We start from the raw sequence: 18,891 nt of genomic DNA on the forward strand, positions 1-18,891 counted from the left end.
TATGATAAACATTGTTCTGTTCGGTCCTCCAGGAAGTGGAAAAGGAACTCAAGCGCAAAACCTAATCGAAAAATTCAATTTAAAACAAATCTCAACAGGTGACCTTTTCAGGTTCAACATGAAAAACGATACCGAACTTGGGAAACTGGCTAAATCTTACATCGATAAAGGAGAATTGGTTCCGGATCAGGTAACGACAGATATGCTGATTGATGAGATCAGAAAACCAAGTGATGCTGCAGGATTTATTTTCGACGGATATCCAAGAACCGCCGTTCAGACAGAAGCTTTGGAAAAAATAGTAAAAGAAGAATTAAATGATGAGATCGACGTTTGCCTTTCTTTGGTCGTTGAAGATTCTATTTTGGTTGAAAGACTTTTGAAAAGAGGAGAAATCAGCGGAAGATCAGACGACAGCAATGTTGAGATCATCGAAAACAGAATAAAAGAATACTACACAAAAACAGCAGAAGTTGCCGAGTTGTACAAACAACAAGGCAAATATGTAGAGATCAACGGTGTCGGAGACATCAACGAAATCTCTGAAAAACTTTTCGCTGAAGTTCAAAAATTTTCATAAATTTTTGATTCAATATTCAAAGTTCAAAATTCAAGGTTTGGAACTTTGAATTTTAAATATAAAACCTTGAATTAAAATTATGTCAAATTTTGTAGATTACGTAAAGATTCATTGTAAAAGCGGTCATGGTGGCGCAGGTTCTGCCCATCTTCGTCGCGAAAAATATATCCCGAAAGGTGGTCCCGATGGAGGTGATGGAGGTCGCGGTGGACACATCATTATGAAAGGAAATGCCAATGAATGGACTTTACTACCCCTTCGTTACACCCGTCACGTAAAAGCGGAACGTGGTGAAAACGGAGGAAAAAACCAGCTGACCGGGGCTTACGGAGCAGACGTTTACATCGAAGTTCCGATTGGGACTATCGCTAAAAACGAAGAAGGCGAAATCATCGGTGAAATTATGGAAGATGGTCAGGAAATCATCCTGATGGAAGGCGGAATGGGAGGAAAAGGAAACGAACACTTCAAATCTTCTACCAACCAGACTCCTAGATTTGCACAACCGGGAATGGATGGTCAGGAAGGTTACGTTGTTTTCGAGCTTAAAATTTTAGCAGATGTAGGTTTAGTTGGTTTCCCTAACGCAGGAAAATCTACTTTATTATCGTCTGTTTCTGCAGCAAAACCGAAGATCGCCAATTATGCATTTACTACTTTGACACCCAATTTAGGAATTGTTGATTACAGAAATTACAAATCTTTTGTAATGGCAGATATTCCCGGAATTATTGAAGGTGCAGCGGAAGGAAAAGGATTAGGACACCGATTTTTAAGACATATTGAACGAAATTCAATCTTATTATTTTTAATTCCTGCCGATTCTGAAGATCATTTTCAGGAATTTAAAATTTTGGAAAATGAGTTGAAAGAATACAATCCTGAATTATTAGATAAAGATTTCATTATTTCCGTTTCAAAAGCAGATCTTTTGGATGATGAACTAAAAAAAGAAGTTTTAGCAGAATTCCCTGAGAACAGAAAACCTTTATTTTTCTCAGGAGTAACCGGAGAAGGTTTGATGGAACTGAAAGATGCAATCTGGAAAAAACTTCATGGATAGAAAAATAGTATTTTTTTTAATTATCTTAATCAATCAATTTTACTTTTCACAAAGTAAGGTTTTATCAAAAATAGACAGCCTCGAGACAGAACTCGAGGTTGAGTCTTTTGTAAGATCATGTTCTAAAAGTGAAAAAGACCACTTATCTGAATTTGAATTAAAAACAATTGAGAGTTTTGGCGAAAATTATCATTCTGTAACTGAATTATTGCGAAATACTGCAAAAAAATTAGGAATTACAAAAAGCTTCTACAAAGGAGATTTTGATCATAATGGCAAAACAGATTTGCTTATAATTGGTGATGATAAGACATGTGGTGGATATGACTCTGAAACGAAAAAAAACACTTCCTGCAGCTCTGTTGTGATCATAATTTTAGATATCGATGGTTCTTATGAAATAAAAAATTTAGGCCCAAATTTCCATACATTTGTTATTCCTCTAGTTATTCAAATTAATAGTCAAGACTTTTTGAAAGTTTTCTATGATGTCGCTGTTGAAGATATTAATGCCAAAGAACTTATCTTCAATCATCATATTGAATCCAGAATTGTAGAGTATAAATTTGGAAATATCATTGAATACAATCCTCAGCCGGGAAAATTATCTGTAGACAAAATCGTATATGAAACTGAAATGTGTTATGGATATTGTCCGATTTTCAAATTAGAAATAAATAAAAACGGAACTTCCACATTTTATGCAGATTCCTATAATTTCATTGATTTTAAAAATGCAGAGTTCGTAAAAGAGATTTCGGATCCGGATAGAAAAACATTTGAAGTTGTAGTAAAACAAAATAATTTCAGAGAACTTGAAAATATTTTAAACTATATTGATTTTCAGAATCTTCTTGATAATTATGCGGTTCACTGGACAGATGATCAATCTTCAAAGCTAAAAATCTTTTATGATAATGGTAAAGTAAAAACCATTGAAGATTATGGCTTATCAGGAACTTATGGTTTAAAACTTCTTTATAAAAAGCTATTCGATCTACGATTTAATCAAGATTGGAAGCTCATAAAATAAAAATTTGGAACAATTATTGACAGAGGTTTTTAAATTAAAAAAACAAAAATGAAGTATTTATTCAGCCTTTTGGCATTTGCATTTGTATTTTCTTGCAATTCACAAAAAATAACCTCAAAATATTCAACGATAGAATATGAAGCAGGACCTTGCTTCGGTTCTTGTCCGATCTACAAAATGACGATTAATGGAGACAGAACAGCAGTTTTAGAAGCAGAACATTTCAATTTTTCTAAAGGGTTTTCTAAAGGTGAATTCGATAAACCCAGAGAAGGTACATTTAAAACAATCATTAAAGAAGCTGATTACAAAAAACTCACAACTCTTCTTGACGATTTGAACGCTAAAAGCTTAAATGACAAATACGGAAAACGTAATATTACCGATTTATCTACTTCTTTTCTAAGAATTAAATTTGCTGACGGTTCAGAAAAAAACATTGAAGACTACGGAAAAAAAGGAACGGAAAAACTAATGACTGTTTACAAATTTTTCGAAGATTTAAAGCATAATCAGCAGTGGGAAAAGGTTCAGTAATATTCTTAAATTAATTTAGAGTATCTTTGCAGTATATTTCGCGGCATTCTCAGCCAAATAGTAAATGATTTTACTTAAAAATTCTGTTAAAATACATTTAGCAGATCTGCTAAAAATGATGAAGTATACTGCTTCAACCGCATTATTTTAATACACAATATATATTTTGTTATTCACAGACTTAAAATTAATTAAGCCCATTCTTGATGCGCTTCAAAATGAAGGCTACGAAAAGCCTACTCCTATTCAGGAACAGGCAATTCCTTCCATATTAGAACACAGAGATGTTTTAGGAACAGCACAAACAGGAACAGGAAAAACTGCCGCTTTCGCCATTCCTATTTTACAAAATCTTACCGAAAGAAAAGCACCGAAAAATAATCATATAAAAGCTTTGATTCTTACTCCTACAAGAGAATTGGCCATTCAGATTGAAGAAAGCTTTAATGCTTATGGTAAAAACTTACCCCTCAGAAAATTGGTAATTTTTGGTGGTGTAAAACAGGGAAACCAGGAAGCAGCCTTGAGAAAAGGTGTAGATATTTTGGTAGCAACTCCGGGAAGATTGCTGGATTTTGTTGCACAGGGAATTATTTCACTTAAGAATCTTGAAATATTTGTTCTGGACGAAGCCGACAGAATGCTGGATATGGGTTTTGTACACGATGTGAAAAGAATCATCAAGCTTATACCTCAAAAAAGACAAACTTTATTTTTCTCTGCAACAATGCCGACGGAAATTCAGAAACTGGCAGATTCTATTCTGAATACTCCGATAAAAGTTTCTGTGACCCCAATTTCCTCTACAGCAGAAACGATTAAGCAATCTATCTATTTTGTTGAAAAAGATGATAAAATTGCTCTTTTAACCCATATTTTAAAAAATGATATCTCTGGTTCAGTGTTGGTTTTTGCACGAACAAAACACGGTGCCGATAAAATTTCAAAAAAACTTCAGCAAAGCCATATCACCACAGAAGCGATTCACGGAAATAAGTCTCAGAATGCAAGACAAAATGCGCTGAACAATTTTAAATCCGGAAAAACGCGTGTTTTGATCGCCACAGACATTGCTGCAAGAGGAATTGATATCGATGAACTGAAATATGTTGTGAATTTCGAACTTTCCGATGTTGCAGAAACGTATGTTCACAGAATCGGGAGAACCGGAAGAGCAGGTTCTGAAGGGAGCTCAATCTCATTTGTGGACGGTTTAGATTTATTGAATCTGAAAGACACCGAAAAACTGATCGGAATGAAAATTCCTGTGGTAAAAGATCACCCATTTCACACAGACAATTTGGTTGTTGAAAAAAGAGATTCTAATAATAAACCCTTTACTCCGAGACCTAAACCAAAAGATCCGTCTCAACAGAGAAAAGACATTGGTTTTAAAAAACCGAAGAATAAGAGTAATTTTTCGAGAAAGAAATAATAAATAGCAAGCCTTCCGATTGGAAGGCTTGCTATTTTGAATTATCTAATTCTTCCAATTGTAAACAATACCCTATTAAGCAAAATGGTAATGCTATAGCACTGTACGAAAATCCTAAATATCTTAAATCATATCCCCAACTTATTTGTTCAAATACAAAAGTTGTTGTTACCGCAAAAGTTATCAGTGCTGATAAGAAAAAAACCTGCTTTAAATTTTTTACATAAAAGAAAGATAATATAAAGATCAGCACTATAAAAAAAAGTGTAATGTATTTATTAGTTTGGCCTTGCAATGCCAGTGGATTGTACTTTAGTACATAGTCAAAATTGGGAGCAGAAAGAAGTACAGTTGTCATTAAAACTGAAAAAGAAATTATAAATCCTAATATTGTTTTAATTTTTTTATTCGAACTTGTTTCAATAAAAGGCTTAAATAAAAAAAGAATCAATGGTATTATAACAACACTTCTTGTCAAACAAATTATTCCTAATAATATTCCTAAAAAAAATGATTTTTGAAAATAATCTTCTTTAAAATTTCTGTGCCAAAAAAGTATAAATACAGAAACAATAATAAATGATGAGATTAAATCACTTTTGCATACTGCTTCATAAATATAAGACAAAGAGATACCAAAAAGCAGAATTACTAAAAATTTATAGGTATTATTTTCAAAATTTCTAATTACAGCTACACAAAAAGCTAAAAATGCGGCTACCTGAATATATCCTACATTTCCAATTAGGTAAAAAGGTAAAATTATTAAAAGCTGGCCAGGAAGATAAGACGGAAAATTCCCCATAAAGTTTCGGGTATCATAAATATATTTCCCTTTTAGCCAATAATCCATTACAAATTCTATTGTCTGCCATCGATCTATATTTAGCTCATACGGATTTTTAATGAGATTACATGATATTATGTAAATTATTGTAAAAAAGACAATCAGTACAGTTAAAACATAAGGTTTATCTGCAATCTTCGATATCAGTATAATTCCCCATTTATAAATAAAAACATGAAATAATATAAAAATAAATACTAAAATATAGATGGAAATGACAGATTGTCTAATTCCGTATTTGACTAAAAACATTAAATTAATTAATACATAAAGCCAATATAAAACTGACAATTTCCAATCGTTTTTTTTAGAAAAAATATTTTCCATTACATAATTCTTTTAAACATCATTTCTGCATTCTCACTCGTAATTCTCCCAATCTCAGCAAAATCTTTATTGTAAATGTTCACCAGTTTTCCGACAATGAGATCAAGATATGAGCTTTCATTTCTTTTTCCACGATGCGGAACAGGAGCCAAATATGGGGAATCTGTTTCCAGAACGATTTTATCTAAAGGAATTTCATGTAAAAACTGATCTATTTTACCATTTTTAAAGGTTACTACTCCACCGATTCCTAAAATAAAATTCAGATCTAAAGCATGTTTTGCCTGCTCCAAATTCCCTGAAAAACAGTGAAAAATCCCGCGAAGTTTCGGATGTTTTTTCCTTTCTAAAACCTCAAAAGTTTCATCAAAGCTTTCTCGGGTATGAATTACAATTGGCAAATCTTTTTCAATTGCCCAGTCGATTTGTTGTTCAAAAGCTTTTACCTGAATATCTAAAGTCGATTTATCCCAATACAGATCTATTCCGATTTCTCCGATTGCCGGAAAATGTCTTTGGTCGAGGTAATTTTTTACGATTTCCAGTTCTTTTTCCCAGGATTCTGGCTTTACATAACAAGGATGTAATCCCATCATTGAGAAAATCTGATTCGGATATTCACTTTCCAGTTGAAGCATTTTTTCATGCGATTCAGAATCGATTGCCGGAAGATAAAACTTTGTAATTCCTTTATCTAAAGCTCTTTGAATTGCTTCTTTTCTGTCTTCATCAAATTCTTCAGAATATAAATGGGTATGCGTATCAATCATTATTTTAAAATTTCAAAAGATCTTCGTAAGGATTTTCTAAATGTAAAAGCATTCCGAAAGCGTGTTCGGTTTTCATTCCTTGTTTCTTAAGATCTATTATTTTTTGTTTAAACTCCTCTCCTTTTTCCTGTAAAATTTTGTATTCGGCAATCATGTGGAGATAAGCATTCTGCTGTGTTGTCGGTTTGTTTTGTCCGAAAATTTCGATAGGAAATTCTTCTAATTTAAAATTACAAACTAATGATTTTTCATTATTAATTTTTAAAATTTCAATCTTTAAATCAAAATCCTTAAATGCTTGAATTAAAAATTTCTCAAACTCAACTTTATCCTTGACCTCGCAAATAATATCCAAATCACTTTCTTCAATATCAATTTCGATCGGAATAGTTCCTGCTAAGATTGGAGAATATTTTTTTAATATATCAAAGATTTTATATTTTGTAAGAACCTCATAAATTATTCTCTGCTTTTCATTTCCGATTTTCAGATAATTAAGCTTTGTAAAATCAATCATTTTAATAACATTAATCTTTGAACCTTATACCTTGAATATCGAATGCTTCACCTTCTGTTTTTGAACTTCAATTCTTTGGTTTAATTTTTCTTTAAACTCAATAAATTTCGGATCTTTTTCATCATCCGTTCGATGTTCTAAAGCTTTATTGATTTTAAAATTCTCTTTAATAAAATCTTTAGCTTCATCTGAAAAATAAGCTTCTCCAAATTTTTCAAAGATATAATTAACTGCCTGAGAATTGGGATGAATTAAATCTTCTTTATAAAATCTGTAATCCCGTAAATCATCCATTAAAATTTCATAAATCGGAAGATAATGGCAATTTTCAAACTGTGAAATTACTTCATGAACCGTTGTTATCAATTTAGATTTACTTAATTGATTTTCAGTCATACCGTCTTTCGTATGACGAACTGGTGAAACGGTGAAAAGAATCTGTACATCATCTTTACAAATATCTTCCAGATTAATAATGGTATCATATATAGAATCTGTCAATTCCTGATTCGTCAAAAGTCTTTTCTCGAAGAATTTTTGTGGAATTTTATGACAATTGGCCACAAGCTTTTTCTTAGGTTCAAATTCATAGATAAATGAGGTTCCGTAAGTGATAATCACCCAGTTTGTTTCCTGTAAAAAACGGTTTCCTTCTTCTATTTTAGCATTGATTTTATCTAAAGTCTGATGAATATATCTCGTATCAAAACTCGTATGATGATCCAAAGAAATAAACTCATCGTGATATGCAATAAGTTCATCTTCATTATAAAATGCTGAATCGTGAAGCCTTTTAACCGAATTATTAATCGAAAACGGATTAAAAATCGTCCCGAAAGGATTATTAACCGTCTGAAGTTGTCCTTTGTCGAACAAATCCGACATTTCCGAAGCAAAGCAAGAGCCTATTGAAAATATTTTATCTTCAATTTCAATCTTCTTCGGCGATGGTTTTATGTCAACTTCGGTACGGAATTTCATTAATATAATTTGAAAATTTGAGAATGGGCCAATTTGAAAATTAGGATTCTCTTCTCAAAAGGTAATTTGCTAATTCTGTGAACGGTTTTTTCTTTTCCTCCGGAACATTAATTTTTGATAAGTAACTTTGGCCGATTTCATTATGCTTTTCGATTAAACGAAGTGCTTTTTCATCCACTCTTGTTCTTCTGAAAATCTTTTCTACACCGTAAACTTTATCAATATTATCGGTTTTTTTAGAATACCAGTAATCTAATTCTTTACGCTCTTCCTCCGTTCCGTGCTCTCTTGCCAAAAGATAAAGAACTGTTTTTTTATTCTCGTAAATATCGCCCGCATGTTTCTTACCAAACTGAGCCTGATCTCCGAAAACATCCAGATAATCATCCATAATCTGGAAAGCGATACCAATATGTTTTCCGAAATTGAAAATCGCTTTTGCGTCTTTAAACTGAGCTTTAGCAATCATTGCTCCGATCTCAAATGAAGAAGCACTCAAAACTCCTGTTTTATACGTAATCATTCTGATATAATCATCGAACGTTACATTTTCCTGGGTTTCAAAATTGATATCATATTGCTGACCTTCACATAAAAGCAAACCTGTGTGAGTGAAGATTCTTACACATGCTTTAAAAATTTCAGGTTCAAGATCTTCGAAAAATTTGTACGCTTTCAGCATTAATCCGTCTCCGGAAAGAATCCCGGTATTGATCCCGTGAATGGTATGAATAGTCGGTTTGTTTCGTCTCAACGGTGCTTCATCCATAATATCATCATGGATCAAAGTAAAATTATGGAAAAATTCTATTGCCAAAGCCGGCTTTATCGCCATTTTCTGATCGCCTCCAAACAGATCGCAAGCCATTAAAACCATGATGGGACGAAGTCGTTTTCCACCATGCGAAATGATATAATTCATTGGTTCATAAAGTTCCGTAGGCTTGTCTTTGAAAGTATATTTGCTAATCGCATCAGCAACAATATCTTGGTATCTGTCTAAAAATTCCATAAAATTTAATAGTTTGAACAAAAATACAATTTTCTGAGCTTTCTTTAAAGGAAAAATGATCACCGATTCTGCAATAAATCAATCTAAAAAAACGTTGAAATTTTTAAAATTGCTATTTACTGTTTTTGAATCAAATTTTACACGATCTCCAAGATAAACCTTAGAGACTTCCGCAGGGTTATTAAAAAACTCCTGTCTTTTATTTTTAAAATCAGCAGAAGTGGTAGAGATCGTATTTTTAGGCAATTCTGTGGAAATTTCTTCTTTCTTAATTTCACTTAAAACAAAATGGAACAGTTTTTTTTCATCATAAACCTCTACTACAAGCCCAGGAAGTCCCTTGAATCGGTACGGCCCGTCATTTACCGGTATTGAGATTGTAAACCATGCTTCAAATTTTCTGTTATTTATTATGCAATATGCATTCTGGCATTCGAAGTCTCCAATCTTTTTCCTGCTATTTCCTAAACTCCATTTTACAGGATTTTCAGTATAAGCAAAAGTAGCATTCACTACTTTATCATAAATTAAAATAGTGTTTTGAGATTTGTCCGAATAAACTTTTTGATTGACCCTGCTCTTTGGTAAAGTACTAAAATCGGCCATATTGCCTTTCTTTACATTGCTCAGCAATATTGAATCATTTTTCATTTTCACATAGCTGCAAAAGAATGATTCTTTCTGGTTTGACAATAAAACTGTTGTTTCTGTATTAACTTTGTTTACATCTGTAGAATCATTGTGATAAGTATATTCGTAGAAGTAGGCTGTATTAAAACTAATTTTCTGTGCATTGGAAAAATTAGCTATAAAAATGAATAATAATAAGATCTGTCTTTTCATAATTTTGGTATAAATAAATTACCCATCAATCAATGATGGGCATTTAGTCTGATTAAGGGGCACACATTATATAATCTGCTGCTTCCATATCACTTATAAGGCATTCTTGTCCCCAATCACTATCCCAGGTTATATAAGTAACCAATCCGCATGAAGTTCTTACAGGAATATTGCTAAATAATTTTTTTGATTTATTCGATGTCAGGTTTTCTGCACTTTCAGTATTTTGTACTTTTTCAACGTTCTCAGATTCTGATTTTTGAACAGAGGTTTCTTTTACCACATCTTTTGCACTCATTACTCCCGCCATTCCAAGAGCTAAAATTAAGATCATTTTTTTCATAATAATTTGAAATTTTAAATTAATATTTTTAAAAGTTTTTCGCGAATACTTTTATCAAAGATGAGCAAGAAATTTTCCTTATACAATTCCAAAAAGAATATAATTCATTTTATTTGGAATAATTCATCAAAACATATATATTTGCAATACATCACCAAATAATGAATAAAGACACTGGCTTTAAGATAAAAAAATTAAGAGAAGCTGAAAATATTTCTCAGGCAGAAATGGCTCACCACTTAGAAATTTCACAGAGTTACCTCAGTAAAATAGAGAACGGCTTTGTCGAAAAAATAGATTTCAAGTTAATTCAAAAAATTTCTACTTTCTTCAATAAGAACGTTCTTTATTTTTACGGTAAAAAAAATGACGGTATCCCCGAAAACAATCTTGAATTTGATACTATTCTGAAAAACATTTTTAAAAACCAAGAGCAGATCAATCATTTGGTAGAAATACAAAACAATTTAATATTACAATTGGTCAATAAATAAGAATAAACAAAAAACTTTGCCCGGATAGACAAAGTTTTATATTGTTAAGAAAAATTCAGTTTAAGTTAAAAACGTTACCACTAAATAAGTAATTCCCGCAACAATTGCTGAGATTGGAATCGTTAAGACCCAAGCCCAAAGCAAGCTTACTGTAATACCCCAACGTACTGCTGAGATCCTTTTTGTAAGACCTACCCCGATAATCGAACCGGTAATTGTATGGGTTGTAGAAACCGGAATACCAAAGTGATCGGTAATGAAAAGCGTGATTGCTCCCGCAGTCTCTGCACTTACTCCTTCCAGTGGTGTTACTTTTGTAATCTTTGTCCCCATCGTTTTAATAATCTTCCAACCACCACTCATTGTTCCTAATGCAATTGCGATAAACGAAACCAAAGGAACCCAGATATAATGTTCAGAAAAATAATTAAAACGTTCTGCTGTAGGAATATTCAGATACTGAGGATCTGCAAGCATATTCACGTGATAGTAAATTAAAGCCGCACCAATAATACCCATAACTTTCTGTGCATCATTTAAACCGTGACCTAAACTGAATAAAGCTGAAGAAGCCAACTGAAGTCTCTTAAACGCTTTATCTGCCTTGTGTGGGTTTGATTTTTTATAAAGATGAACAATAATAAGAGTAATAATGATCGAAATGATCATCCCAATAATCGGAGCAAGGAAAATGAATAAGAAAATAGGGATTACTTTATCAAATTTCACAACGCTTTGCGTAGTCACTTTCATGATAGCTTCCTTTATGGTTGCAAACCTTCCGAGATCAGGTTGTGCTGCAACAACTTCGTGATAATCCATCATAAATGCATGCATTAAAGCTGCTCCTAAAAATCCCCCGATCAAAGTGTGAGATGATGATGAAGGAATACCAAACCACCAAGTCAAAAGGTTCCATGCAATCGCTGCAATAAGACCTGAAAATATTACTTCGAGCGTAATAAAGTTTTCGTTTACGGTTTTGGCAATCGTATTACCGATTTTGAATTCCCCGATAATATAAACGGCGATAAAGAATGCTGCAAAATTCCACAATGCTGCCCAAAGTACGGCCTGAAATGGCGTAAGAACTTTAGTCGAAACAATTGTTGCAATAGAGTTTGCCGCATCATGAAAACCGTTGATGTAATCGAAGATTAAAGCTAAAGCAATAATAACCGTAAGTAAAATAGGAAATTCCATTTCTGTTATATTGTTTTATGCGTATTTAATCATGATGTTCTCAATCGTGTTGGCAACATCTTCTGCTTTATCGGTTACTACTTCAAGATAATTTAATACGGATGAAACTTTGATGATATTGATTGCATCATTGGTTTCAAACAATTCTACCATAGAATTTGAAAGAAGGTCATCTGCAATGTTTTCGATAGAATTCACTTTGATACAAGCTTCTTTCACCTGTTCCATGTTTTTAAACCCTTTAAGATTTTTCATCGCATTCTGAATCTCAAGACAAGCTTTGTGAATCAATAGAGAAAAATCTGCATAAGCTCTCATCAAAGGAGACTTATAAAGGAAAATATATTTTGCAGAAGCATAGATGTAATCTGCGATGTCATCTAAACCTGTTGCTAAAGTGTGAATATCTTCACGATCAAAAGGAGTAATGAAGTTTTTCCCCAATTCAACGAAAATCTCGTGAGTAAGTTCATCATTTTTATGCTCATAGTCGCTCATCAGTTTCAACATAGAATCGTCATTCAGATCAAAATCCTTGATTCCGTGGTTAAAATCGTTAGACATAGCAACCAGATTATCTGTAACTTTTTCGAAAAGTACAAAGAAGATTTTATCTTTCGGTTGAAAAGCGTGGAAAATATTACCAATTCCCATTTTATAGTATTTATAAATTCGTGTGCAAATTTCCTAAAAAAGCATCTTATCAAAAAGCTTCCCGCGTTAATTTTTGTTCACATTGAAGGAATTTTTGTTCACATTTAAACAAAAAAGCCGACATTATTGCCGGCTCGTTGTATGATATAAAGAGAAGATTAGTTAGCTTCTTCAGCTCTCATATCTTTTCCTTTGAATTTCATTGAAGAAATATTTCCTAAAAGTTCGTTTTTGTACGATTTTTCAACCTCAAAGAATGAGAATTTTTCAAGGATTTCAATGTTACCGATTTCCGCTCTCTTGTTTCCTTTGCTAGAAGTTGCTTTGTTGATGATTTCTAAAACGTCAAGTTTCTTCAATTGGTCTTTTTTACCAAGATTAAAGAAGAATCTCGTCATATTTTCATCTCTTTGTCTTGGCTTACCACCACGATCGCTTCTGCCTCTCTCGCCTCTACCGTCACGATCGCCTCTTGGCCCTCTGTCACGGTCACGGTCTCTACCTCTGTCTCGATCTCTTCTGTCTCCTCTTCCTCCTCTGTCATCATCTCTGCTGCTCATTTTCTGCTCCAGAAGATCATGTCTGTCTTTATAATACAAAGCAAGATCCTTCAATTGGAACTGAAGTAATTTGTGCACCAATTCTTCTTTGGTAAATTCTGATAAATCAGGAATCAAAGAATCATCAAATTCAAAGAAATCTTCATGAACTTCAAAAAGACTTTCGAAAACACCTCCAACCTGAGCTTTAATAATATCTTCTCCGGTAGGAATTCTAGCTTCATTAATCTCAATTTTAGTTGTCGATTTTATCTGCTTCAGCTTTCTGCTTTCTTCAGGTTTAATCAAAGAAATAGAAATACCATCTTTTCCAGCTCTACCTGTTCTACCACTTCTGTGAACGAATACTTCAGGATCATCCGGTAAAGAATAATGTACAACGTGAGTCAGTGAATTTACATCCAAACCTCTCGCCGCAACGTCTGTTGCCACCAAAATATCGATGTTTTTCAGTCTGAACTTCTTCATTACCGTATCTCTCTGCGCCTGAGAAAGATCACCATGAAGTGCATCTGCTGCATAACCATTCTGCATCAGGAAATCAGCAACTTCCTGAGTTTCCATTCTTGTACGGCAGAAAATAATTGAATATTGATTAGGATTCGAATCGATCAATCTCTTCAAAGCCTCTTTTTTCTGACGGTAACCTGCCACATAATATTCATGTTTGATGTTCTTTTTAACTTCGTTAATAGAACCAACAGAAATACGGTGAGGTTTTGTAAGATAATTTTTAGAAATTCTTTCTACTTCTTTGCTCATTGTAGCAGAGAAAAGGAAAGTTTGCTTGGTTTCAGGAGTAGTACTCATAATTGTTTCCAACTCGTCTTTGAAACCCATTGAAAGCATTTCATCTGCTTCGTCTAAAACCAACCAGTGAATTGCTGAAAAGTCTAATGCTTTTCTGTTGATCAAATCGATCACTCTTCCCGGAGTTCCTACAATAATCTGCGGTTTTTCCTTTAAAGAACGCATCTGATCCATAATACTGCTTCCACCATAAACTGCTGTAGTCTTAATGTTCTGCATGTATTTTGAATAATTTTTGATGTCTTTTGTAATCTGAAGACATAATTCTCGTGTCGGACAAAGCACCAAAAGTTGGATTTTGCGACTCGTATCGTCAATCATATCCAAAATCGGAAGCGAAAACGCTGCTGTTTTGCCTGTCCCTGTCTGCGCAAGTGCGATTAGATCGCGAATATCTGAAAGAATAAAAGGGATAGTCTGTTTTTGGATTTCTGTCGGGCTTTCGTAACCCAGTTCGCCAATTGCCTTAAGAATGTCAGGACTTAAATTGGTTTCCGTAAATAAATTCATTAAATATTATAAAATTTTTGCAAAGATACAATTTTTATTTGAATATTAAATTATATAATATTAACGAATTGATAATTTTATTTTAGAAAACCCTAATCATTTTTATATTTAATCAAAAAAACTACATCTTTTTTATTTTTAATTTAAAAATTTTTCAACAATAATTGTCATTATAGAATTATATAATTTTAATACTTATCATTATGGATCATTGAAAAATTTCTACTATTTTCTTTTCAATATAATTATTTACATTTGATAAAAATATAAATTATGGCATCTCATCTTTCTGCAAAAGTTTTTGATTTTCTTAATCTTATTGAAAAAAACAACAACCGTGAATGGTTTAATGAAAACAAAAATATTTTCACTGAAGCACAGACAGATTTTCAGGATTTTATAGAAGAACTTATTTCCGAAATGGGAAAATTTGATGATGATCTATTAAAACTGGATGCCAAAAAATCATTACTCAGAATTTACCGTGACACCCGATTTTCAAAAGACAAAACACCTTACAAAACCTATTTCGGGGCTTCTTTGGGAATGGGCAAAATGAATTCAAAATCAGGATTTTACTTACACGTTGAATCCGGAAAATCTTTTTTAGCAAGCGGAATTTATTTACCCGACTCCCCTATTTTAAAACAAATCAGAAAAGAAATTTCTTTATTTAAAGATGATTTCCTGAAGACCATTGAAGATAAAGATTTCAAAAAATATTACGGAGAACTCGACGACGAGAATAAACTAAAAAATGTTCCGCAAGGTTTTGAAAAAGAAGATCCGATGGCAGAATATTTAAAGCTGAAAAGTTACATTGGTGTTCATAACATCACCAATAAAGAACTTTCTGATAAAAATGCAGTAAAAAATGTTGCAAAAATCTTTGAAGCAGCAAAACCTTTAAATGATTTTCTGGATACCCCAATTTTAAATACTCAAAATTAGACAATAGACAAATATTAACTGAAAATCAAATCATTACAATTTATATTTTTTAACATCAATTTAACATTTTTCACTACCTTTGTTGGCCTTCAAATATTCACACCATGTCTTTATACCAGCAATTAGCCGAAAAACTACAGTACATTAGTCCGGGTTTTTATAAACAGAGGTATTTTAAAAATTTAAAAAACCTTACAAAAGAAAACTTTTCAGGACGAAATGTTGAACCGGAGCTGGTTTGGATTAAAGAATATTTACAAAATGACGCTGTCATTTTCGATATTGGCGCCAATGTAGGAACTTTCCTGTATCAGTTTGAAAACAAGCTGAATCACAAGAACATTTATGCTTTTGAGCCTAATAAAAAATTAAACATCAGACTGAAAAGACTTTTTCCGTTGATGAACATTTCTTCTGTGGCACTTTCCGACGAAAATACAACGGCACAATTTAAAGTTCCGATCATCAAAGGAAAAATGGTTGCTTCAAGAGGAACACTAAATACGGAATATAAAGAAAAAGGAGAAGAAAGAAGTTACACCGAGACTGTAGAAGTCGTAAAACTGGATGATTGGACGAAATCAAAAAACATCCAAAAAATTGATTTCATTAAAATTGACGTGGAAGGAAACGAAATGAAAACCCTTTTTGGTGGAAAAAGCACAATACAGCAGTTCAGACCGACTTTGATGGTTGAAATGGAACAAAGACACCACGAACAACCCATCTGGAACGAAATTTCCGAAGTGGAAAACTGGGGTTTTGAAGCCCACTATTTAAACCGGAAAACATTTATACTTGAAAAACTTACTGAAGAAATATTAGTCAGAAATATCAGCGACGAAAAAAACAAAACCGACTACATCAACAATATTATTTTCATTCCTAAAAATTTCTAAAATCTAAGTATGAGTGTAGTTGCAAGGCAGGGTTTTAAGTATTCGCTTATTGGTTATACGGCAACCCTGATCGGGATGTTCTCCATTTTCATTTTTACAAATGATCTATTTTTTTACGGAACACTGCGATACATTATGTCTGCTGCAGAAATGCTGGTTCCTTTCGTTGTTTTAGGAATTTCTTATTCCAACGTGAAGTTTTTTGGGAGAGCCCATGACGAGGACAAACATCAGAATATGCTGTCGCTTTCGTTAGCTTTGGTTTTTTTTAATTTTATTGTTTTCCTGCTCATTTTTTTTCTAATTCCTACTTTCTTTCCCGACTTTACAAAAATGAAAATCTGGGAGAGCAAAAAATATATTCTCCCTCTTGTTCTCACACTTTCATTGTGTGCCATTTTCAATAAATACATTTCAAATTACAAAAGAATTGTTGTTTCTAATATTTTTGATAACCTTTTACCGAAACTGGCTAATTTAGGTTCGTTTTGCCTTTTCTTTTACTTTCAGCTTTCGGAACAGATTGCACTCGCTTTTTTCTTTGGAATGTTTGCCTTGATGCTTTCTGGATATATTTATTATACCAACAAACTTGAAAAAATAAGCTTTGATTTTAGTAGAGATTATTTTAAAAAAGATGATTTTTATAAAGAATTTGCAGCTTACAGCTTCTTCGGATTTCTGGGAACTTTTGGAAATCACATGGCGATCAACAACTATATGATCGGTGAATTTATTGGTGAGGAGGAGATTGCGATTTACAGTATTTTATTGGCTCTTATTTCTTTGATTTCTATTCCGCAACTGGGTTTATTTAATATTTCCGCACCGATCATCAGAAAAAATTTAGCCGACGGAGACATGCTGGAACTCGACAGATTTCATAAAAAAACGTCATTAACCATTTATTTTCTTGGTGCTGTCTTGTTTGGCTGTATCATGGTAGGATTCCCATACTTAACTCATTTTATGCCTAATAAAGGTGATATGCTGAGAATGTATGAACCAGTCATCTGGATTTGGGGTTCTGCAGTTTTGATGGATCTGGCTACAGGATTTAACGGAAACATTATTTCACTTTCAAAATACTACCGATTCAATATTATTGTGATGCTTTTGTTGGCAGGATTAACGATTGGGCTAAACTGGTATTTCATTCATTATACCGACCTTTCATTGATTGGAATTGCCTTATCAACGGCAATTTCTGTGACAACTTATAATTTGATAAAAGTGATCTTCAATTATTTTATGTTTAAAGTTTCACCTTTTTCGATCGAAATGATTTTTGTATCGATCATCTGTACTTTGGCGATTACGGTTGCGATTGTGCTGCCGGTTTTCGAGAATAATTTCATCAATTTGGTTTACAAACCAGCAGTTGTTTTATTATTGATTTTTATTGGAAATCATTTCACCAAAATATTCCCGATTGAGCAGTATATCAATAGAAATTTTATCAAAAGCATCCTAAAATTTAAATAAGTCTAAACAGAAGATTTTCTAAATTTCTGAGAACAATTTCTTTATTATAATCCTGCTGAAAATCATATTTCAAGTTTTTTAATTCATCAAATTGCTGAATGATATTTTCTTTTTCCTGAATAATAAAGCCAAGATTTGAAGAATAATTTTTCGGAAAAACAGCCATTTTACCAAACTTAATGGCATCACCGATATTTCCTGTCATTTTTGTTTTACCATAGATTTCTTCCTGACTGAAAAACCGTGTTTTCTGCTGAATCGGACACCAAAGAACATCAGCTTTTTTCATCCAGATTTCAAAATCTTTCTGAGAAACTCTCTCAGTAAAATATGTAACATTAAATTTCTCTGCAACTTTTTCTATGCTTTCAAGCTCCTCTCCTTTTGCTTTTCCAAGAAGTACAAATTCTATTTCTTTTGATTTTTCGGAATTCTGAATAACATTTAAAACATGTTGATAATCACGTCTTTTTTGAGAAACTCCACCCGGAATGACTATCGTTAAAAATTCATTTTTATTCTGGTAAAAATCTTTAGTATAAAAAAGTGGTAAAAACTGATATTCTGAAGATGAAAAAGTTTGATCCAAAACCAATAATTGATTAGCTTTTTTATAAACTTTTGAAGCATTAAACAATCCTTCTTTCCACCACAATTTCAGTCGATAAATAATATCTTCCTTGAAAATATTTTTAATTAAGTCTAATCGCGAAGCTTTCGAAAAATTAAGATTATGAACAATCACCGCCGTTTTGTATTTCTGAGTGACATTCAGAAAAGTATTGAAATAACGATGTACGGTTCCGATAATGATTAAATCATAGTTCTTTGCCTGCAACTGATCCAAAATCATTGAGCTATCTGACAAAAAAATGTTTTCAGAACTCCCTTGAATTTGTTTTTTAATCTTTTCAGAAAAATAATAATCTACAGAAAACGCTTTTGAATCTTTCATTAAATCCAAAAAATCTGCAGCAATTTCCGCATGCGTATCGATTTCTATGTAGGCTATTTTTTTCATTGAAATTTTAGATCTT

20 protein-coding genes are annotated in these 18,891 nt (G+C 32.6%); 9 read left to right on the top strand and 11 right to left on the bottom strand.

Going from position 1 to position 18,891, the window contains the following annotated elements; all coding sequences use genetic code 11:
• Position 1 precedes the first annotated feature (1 nt).
• The 5 genes from BA768_RS06205 to BA768_RS06225 all read left to right on the top strand — a co-directional run bounded on the left by BA768_RS06205 (position 2) and on the right by BA768_RS06225 (position 4,648).
• Positions 2-580, top strand: coding sequence for an adenylate kinase (locus tag BA768_RS06205; RefSeq protein ID WP_034679449.1), 579 nt, complete (start codon positions 2-4; stop codon positions 578-580).
• A 79-nt stretch (positions 581-659) separates the two neighbouring features.
• Positions 660-1,643 (top strand): GTPase ObgE, encoded by a 984-nt coding sequence (gene obgE / locus BA768_RS06210; protein ID WP_065720115.1) that lies wholly within the window; start codon positions 660-662, stop codon positions 1,641-1,643.
• The gene (locus BA768_RS06215) at positions 1,636-2,676 is read left to right on the top strand and encodes a DUF6438 domain-containing protein (protein ID WP_123947072.1); all 1,041 of its coding nucleotides are present in this window, start codon (positions 1,636-1,638) and stop codon (positions 2,674-2,676) included. The genes obgE and BA768_RS06215 overlap by 8 nt, the downstream gene beginning before the upstream one ends.
• 48 nt (positions 2,677-2,724) lie before the next feature.
• Entirely contained in the window at positions 2,725-3,213 is a 489-nt protein-coding gene (locus tag BA768_RS06220; RefSeq protein WP_065720117.1) for a DUF6438 domain-containing protein, read from the top strand.
• Positions 3,214-3,379: 166 nt separating this feature from the next.
• Positions 3,380-4,648 carry a DEAD/DEAH box helicase gene (locus BA768_RS06225; protein ID WP_034679440.1) on the top strand — a complete coding sequence of 423 codons (1,269 nt, stop codon included), beginning with the start codon at positions 3,380-3,382 and terminating at the stop codon, positions 4,646-4,648.
• Positions 4,649-4,679: 31 nt separating this feature from the next.
• On the opposite strand, the gene BA768_RS06230 is transcribed toward BA768_RS06225, so the two are convergent.
• From BA768_RS06230 to BA768_RS06260, 7 genes are all read right to left on the bottom strand, one after another.
• Positions 4,680-5,822 carry a hypothetical protein gene (locus BA768_RS06230; RefSeq protein WP_065720118.1) on the bottom strand — a complete coding sequence of 381 codons (1,143 nt, stop codon included), beginning with the start codon at positions 5,820-5,822 and terminating at the stop codon, positions 4,680-4,682.
• Positions 5,822-6,592, bottom strand: a complete 771-nt coding sequence (locus tag BA768_RS06235) for a TatD family hydrolase (protein WP_065720119.1) — start codon at positions 6,590-6,592, stop codon at positions 5,822-5,824. Before BA768_RS06235 ends, BA768_RS06230 begins: the two co-directional genes overlap by 1 nt.
• 4 nt (positions 6,593-6,596) lie before the next feature.
• Entirely contained in the window at positions 6,597-7,109 is a 513-nt protein-coding gene (locus BA768_RS06240) for a DUF4269 domain-containing protein (protein WP_065720120.1), read from the bottom strand.
• A gap of 24 nt (positions 7,110-7,133) precedes the next feature.
• Positions 7,134-8,090, bottom strand: coding sequence for a GSCFA domain-containing protein (locus BA768_RS06245; RefSeq protein ID WP_065720121.1), 957 nt, complete (start codon positions 8,088-8,090; stop codon positions 7,134-7,136).
• A gap of 40 nt (positions 8,091-8,130) precedes the next feature.
• Positions 8,131-9,102 (bottom strand): polyprenyl synthetase family protein, encoded by a 972-nt coding sequence (locus BA768_RS06250; protein WP_034679598.1) that lies wholly within the window; start codon positions 9,100-9,102, stop codon positions 8,131-8,133.
• A 78-nt stretch (positions 9,103-9,180) separates the two neighbouring features.
• On the bottom strand, positions 9,181-9,945 hold the full coding sequence (locus BA768_RS06255) for a GLPGLI family protein (RefSeq protein ID WP_034679432.1): 765 nt from the start codon (positions 9,943-9,945) through the stop codon (positions 9,181-9,183).
• Positions 9,946-9,997: 52 nt separating this feature from the next.
• Positions 9,998-10,279, bottom strand: coding sequence for a hypothetical protein (locus BA768_RS06260; protein ID WP_123947073.1), 282 nt, complete (start codon positions 10,277-10,279; stop codon positions 9,998-10,000).
• A gap of 170 nt (positions 10,280-10,449) precedes the next feature.
• On the opposite strand from BA768_RS06260, the gene BA768_RS06265 reads away from it, so the two are divergent.
• A complete protein-coding gene (locus tag BA768_RS06265; protein WP_065720122.1) occupies positions 10,450-10,782 on the top strand; it encodes a helix-turn-helix domain-containing protein in 333 nt (110 codons plus the stop codon).
• A gap of 60 nt (positions 10,783-10,842) precedes the next feature.
• Here BA768_RS06265 and BA768_RS06270 read toward each other — a convergent pair whose 3' ends face one another.
• The 3 genes from BA768_RS06270 to BA768_RS06280 all read right to left on the bottom strand — a co-directional run bounded on the left by BA768_RS06270 (position 10,843) and on the right by BA768_RS06280 (position 14,519).
• A complete protein-coding gene (locus BA768_RS06270) occupies positions 10,843-11,985 on the bottom strand; it encodes an inorganic phosphate transporter (RefSeq protein WP_065720123.1) in 1,143 nt (380 codons plus the stop codon).
• Between the two features lie 15 nt (positions 11,986-12,000).
• Entirely contained in the window at positions 12,001-12,639 is a 639-nt protein-coding gene (locus BA768_RS06275; protein WP_034679426.1) for a DUF47 domain-containing protein, read from the bottom strand.
• A 158-nt stretch (positions 12,640-12,797) separates the two neighbouring features.
• Positions 12,798-14,519: a DEAD/DEAH box helicase gene (locus BA768_RS06280; protein ID WP_034679424.1), complete on the bottom strand. Its 1,722-nt coding sequence runs from the start codon at positions 14,517-14,519 to the stop codon at positions 12,798-12,800.
• Between the two features lie 273 nt (positions 14,520-14,792).
• Between BA768_RS06280 and BA768_RS06285 the strand changes: the two genes are divergently transcribed.
• The 3 genes from BA768_RS06285 to BA768_RS06295 all read left to right on the top strand — a co-directional run bounded on the left by BA768_RS06285 (position 14,793) and on the right by BA768_RS06295 (position 17,854).
• The gene (locus BA768_RS06285; RefSeq protein ID WP_065720124.1) at positions 14,793-15,470 is read left to right on the top strand and encodes a DUF2461 domain-containing protein; all 678 of its coding nucleotides are present in this window, start codon (positions 14,793-14,795) and stop codon (positions 15,468-15,470) included.
• Between the two features lie 104 nt (positions 15,471-15,574).
• Positions 15,575-16,369: an FkbM family methyltransferase gene (locus BA768_RS06290; RefSeq protein WP_065720125.1), complete on the top strand. Its 795-nt coding sequence runs from the start codon at positions 15,575-15,577 to the stop codon at positions 16,367-16,369.
• A gap of 9 nt (positions 16,370-16,378) precedes the next feature.
• A complete protein-coding gene (locus BA768_RS06295) occupies positions 16,379-17,854 on the top strand; it encodes a lipopolysaccharide biosynthesis protein (RefSeq protein ID WP_065720126.1) in 1,476 nt (491 codons plus the stop codon).
• On the opposite strand, the gene BA768_RS06300 is transcribed toward BA768_RS06295, so the two are convergent.
• Positions 17,847-18,875 (bottom strand): hypothetical protein, encoded by a 1,029-nt coding sequence (locus BA768_RS06300; protein WP_065720127.1) that lies wholly within the window; start codon positions 18,873-18,875, stop codon positions 17,847-17,849. The two genes, BA768_RS06295 and BA768_RS06300, sit on opposite strands and share 8 nt — an antisense overlap.
• Between the last annotated feature and the right edge of the window lie 16 nt (positions 18,876-18,891).

Source organism: Chryseobacterium sp. CBo1, from assembly GCF_001693475.1.
In the GTDB taxonomy this organism is placed as follows: Bacteria; Bacteroidota; Bacteroidia; order Flavobacteriales; family Weeksellaceae; genus Chryseobacterium; species Chryseobacterium formosense.